This window comes from Kaarinaea lacus (genome assembly GCF_975902315.1).
In genome coordinates this window covers 1-3,639 of sequence record NZ_CDLKIE010000511.1, presented here as the reverse complement: position 1 = coordinate 3,639, position 3,639 = coordinate 1, and the positions used below count along the sequence as shown (strand labels likewise).

Here is a 3,639-nt window from a genome sequence, read left to right as displayed (position 1 = left end):
GATCATGGTGCGACCCCTGCCACGCCTGGTACTGCTGCTCATGACAGGATTGGCATTGTTCACGGCCCACGTACTCCGGCTCCCGTAGCGCATCTAATTTGACCATCTCCGATACGATAGATGTTTTTGTTGTATCGTCACCGGATTGTTCATCTTCAGACGGAGGGGCTGAGATATAGGACTTGATTGCAAAGATAGTAACAATACCGATGATAGCCAGTACAATAAGGGCTCCCGGATTTGGTTGTTTTTTAACTTTAGTTTTCATTTGATGATTTTTCGACGTTATTTGAAACGGATGAAACTGTTTCGTCGGCGCTTATTACTGGCGAAAAACTATAATAGTGCCCACCAATAGAAACCTCAATCAATAATCCACCACGCAACTCGGTAAATATCGCTACATCGTTGAGGAACCCTGGTGTTGCTCCACCACCCAGGGTAATCAATGCAGCATTGGCCTGTCCTCCCATTTCCAGGTTACAGTTTTTAAAATGATCCAGCACTTCTGGTGTCCTGAAAAACACGATCTGGCGATACCATTGCCCACCCATATTAAAACCAACATTAACCTGTGTCATGACGGTAGTACCAATAATCTTTTTATCCTGAAACACTAAACCGCTGGCATATGCTGCACCAAAACCAAGCCCCGCTCGGCCCGCATCTGGATAAACAGCATAAGCAACAGCGTTTTTAAAAAAGGGAGCTAATTTTTCTTTTTGCTTAAAAAATGAAATGGCTTCATGTGCTTTCGATACTTCTGTTTGAGATAAATCATGCACTTTAACCGGTTGCGATGAACAGGCAGCCAGCATACTGGCTATCAAAATGAGGAGAATATGAAGTGTTTTTATTTGACCCATCGCAGACACTCCAGATGAAAAGTTATTGCGTTGGACCCTCCCACCACATTGTTAAAAAGATCCGATGCTCCAAATAAACCCGAGCGATGCACCACCGTCATACCCACAAAACAATTATTAAAAGTTTTAGTTTTAACAATATTGTTAACCGGGAAATCCACCTGCATTTCAAAGTAGTTGAGCAACTGTGACGTATCGCGGTTTTTTTCTGCCTGCTCTTTTTGTTCGGTGTAGGGCACACTGTCTGCGTAATCCAGCCCATACCCAAATCCCCATCGAAAAGCCGATTCCCTGGACCATGGCATATAGCCTTTACCCATTGCCATAACATATAAGGCGTATTCCCAGAAATTATCCTGAAAGGGCTCTTCCAGTCGCCTGAACAATGCAAACCGGCCATAAATATCAATTCGTGGCCCGCCAACAATTAGCTTGCCAAAGGTCAAACCAAAGATCTCGGTATCGACCTCATTATCAGCGCTCAAGTTGCCGCGAATAATATTATTAAAGTTTTCCTTGGCGTTGTAACCATAGTTGATGCGCCAGCTCCATTCTTTTCTGCGCCGTCGATCCTCGACATCCGCTTCATATATATCACCGAACAGGTAACTGGCACCGACAAAAGCAGACGCAAGAAAATCTTTGTCAACGATTGGGCTGTTTCTTTGCGCTATATCCAGACTTTCAAACGCAACATTGGCATACACGAGCCAGCGTGTTGTCAGTTTATAGGACGTATTCAATCCCATACGAAAAAATGTCGCTGAACCTGGCAAGTAGGCTGGACGACCAGGCACCGCCTCCGCCTCACTCACGCCATAATAGTAATTACTGAGTTGCTCATCCTGGTAGATAAAACTAAGAAACGGTGAATACATCCACCGCCTCTCATCAATTCGGTAACGATAGGTTAAATCTACCTCTTCACCATTGTGCTTATTAAGGGTATCAGTCACCCATTCCAGTTTCAAAGAACCAAACGCGCCTTTGAGAGTAAATGACAAACCAGCATCGACGGTTTGCTCACGCTTCTCCAATCCTTCAAGGTAAGTGCTGGATCCAGGATCCAGCTGGTCAAAACGATAGCGCGCCAGGATGTCAGCGCTGAAAAAATCGTTACGATAAAGATGTACCCCCAACGAAGTACCGTGGGCAAACAGGAATCGACCCTCGTATAAAAACATGGGAACCCAGTCAGCTTCGATTTCATCCTGTAAAGAAGCGTCGCTATCCTTGACGTATGGCGTATTCTCCAGACGAATACCAAATCCCAGTCCAACGGTACCTTCCGGGGCATCCAGTATGGGTATACGTGTCACCTCGGAATCAGCAAAGATCAGGCCGGCATAAAAACTGGCCAACAAGAACAGAGTTCTCTTAATTGTCTTCTTTAACATACCTCAATGCGGAATGACTTAAAAAGCGTTTACTATGAGTTTATTCATAGTGATATTCAGTGAGTTACGAAATTACCCTGTAATTCTACTGACGACCTTAAAGGACCAATGTTTGGCATAAATGGATAACCTGGCCTGAAGAGTGCTTGATATAATTATTAAACTAAATTGTTGTTATTCTAAACATTTATACCGAAAACAGTATAAGAATTTTTGAAATATGATAAAAACATTGCGTATAGCCTTGTCTGGGCTCGCACTATCAATACTGATTACCGGCTGTGTAACTATCCCGGAGCAAACTCAGTTAGTCAGCCAGTCACGAGATGGTGATACCAGCACCCTTTCCGGATCCTGTAAAACTTTCTCGATGCAGCATGTTAATCAATCGATAAACCATTCGACACACGTGCTGAATCCATCAGGATTTTCCATACTAAACTGGAACATTTACAAAGGTAGCCGGGAAACATGGAGAGAAGACTTTATCAACTTTAGCCAACAGCAGGACATTGTATTATTGCAGGAAGCACTACTTAGCGATGAACTTAAAAGTGCATTGAAAGATCGTGAACTGAACTGGCATTTAAATACTGCTTTTTACTACGATGACCTCGAAACTGGAGTAATGACGGCATCCCGGATTGGATCGGGTTATCATTGCGCGCTGCGCACAAAGGAGCCGATTATCCGTGTACCTAAAACAGCATTGATCAGTCGTTATCCGATAGCAGGTATGTCCCGGCAATTGCTAGTGGCGAACATTCATGGCATTAACTTTACCCTGGGACTGGAATCGTATGCGTCACAAATGATGGCAGTCGAGGAAATTTTATCGGCGCATGATGGTCCAATAGTGCTAGCAGGTGATTTTAATAACTGGAGCGATAAACGAACACAAGTTTTGCTGGACATGATGAAGCGATTATCCCTGGAGCAACTACCTTATAATAATCACAACCGAACCATTGTATTCGGCAATGCGATTGATCATGTGTTTTTCCGTGGGCTAACGGCTGTTACTCACCAAACCCATCATGTTACATCATCTGACCACAACCCAATAACAGTCACTTTTAAAGTGAGCGATGCACGCCTGGCGAGGATAGTAGAATGAAGAAATTGAATTTGATATTAGTGCTTTTCGTTGGATTATTCGGTTTAAGCACGAGTTACGCATACGCAAATAAAGAGGCTGAAATTCAACACCTGTTAAACTTTGTTGAAAATTCACAATGCACGTTTATTCGTAATGGGTCTACACATAACGGACCAGATGCCAGAGCTCATATTATGAAAAAATATAATTACTTTAAGTCACGCATCGATAGTGCGGAGGAGTTTATTGAATACTCGGCAACAAAAAGCACTATGTC

General features: G+C 43.3%; 5 protein-coding genes. 2 read left to right on the top strand and 3 right to left on the bottom strand.

Annotated features, from left to right (window positions below):
• The 3 genes from ACWVCM_RS15940 to ACWVCM_RS15930 form a co-directional block, all read right to left on the bottom strand.
• Positions 1-268 (bottom strand): hypothetical protein (locus tag ACWVCM_RS15940; RefSeq protein ID WP_455202758.1); only part of this gene is annotated, 268 nt, incomplete at its 3' end.
• A complete protein-coding gene (locus tag ACWVCM_RS15935; RefSeq protein ID WP_455202757.1) occupies positions 258-866 on the bottom strand; it encodes a lipid-binding SYLF domain-containing protein in 609 nt (202 codons plus the stop codon). The genes ACWVCM_RS15940 and ACWVCM_RS15935, both read right to left, overlap by 11 nt.
• Positions 854-2,263: a MipA/OmpV family protein gene (locus ACWVCM_RS15930; protein WP_455202756.1), complete on the bottom strand. Its 1,410-nt coding sequence runs from the start codon at positions 2,261-2,263 to the stop codon at positions 854-856. The genes ACWVCM_RS15935 and ACWVCM_RS15930 overlap by 13 nt, the downstream gene beginning before the upstream one ends.
• Before the next feature lie 220 nt (positions 2,264-2,483).
• Between ACWVCM_RS15930 and ACWVCM_RS15925 the strand changes: the two genes are divergently transcribed.
• Both ACWVCM_RS15925 and ACWVCM_RS15920 read left to right on the top strand, forming a co-directional pair.
• A complete protein-coding gene (locus tag ACWVCM_RS15925; protein WP_455202755.1) occupies positions 2,484-3,380 on the top strand; it encodes an endonuclease/exonuclease/phosphatase family protein in 897 nt (298 codons plus the stop codon).
• A partial coding sequence (locus ACWVCM_RS15920) for a DUF5329 family protein (RefSeq protein WP_455202754.1) occupies positions 3,377-3,639 on the top strand: 263 nt, incomplete at its 3' end. The genes ACWVCM_RS15925 and ACWVCM_RS15920, both read left to right, overlap by 4 nt.

Bases quoted from the DNA above. Each gene is read 5' to 3' on its own strand.
- ACWVCM_RS15925 (WP_455202755.1), top strand. From the start codon at position 2,484: ATGATAAAAACATTGCGTATAGCCTTGTCTGGGCTCGCACTATCAATA.
- ACWVCM_RS15935 (WP_455202757.1), bottom strand. From the start codon at position 866: ATGGGTCAAATAAAAACACTTCATATTCTCCTCATTTTGATAGCCAGT.
- ACWVCM_RS15930 (WP_455202756.1), bottom strand. From the start codon at position 2,263: ATGTTAAAGAAGACAATTAAGAGAACTCTGTTCTTGTTGGCCAGTTTT.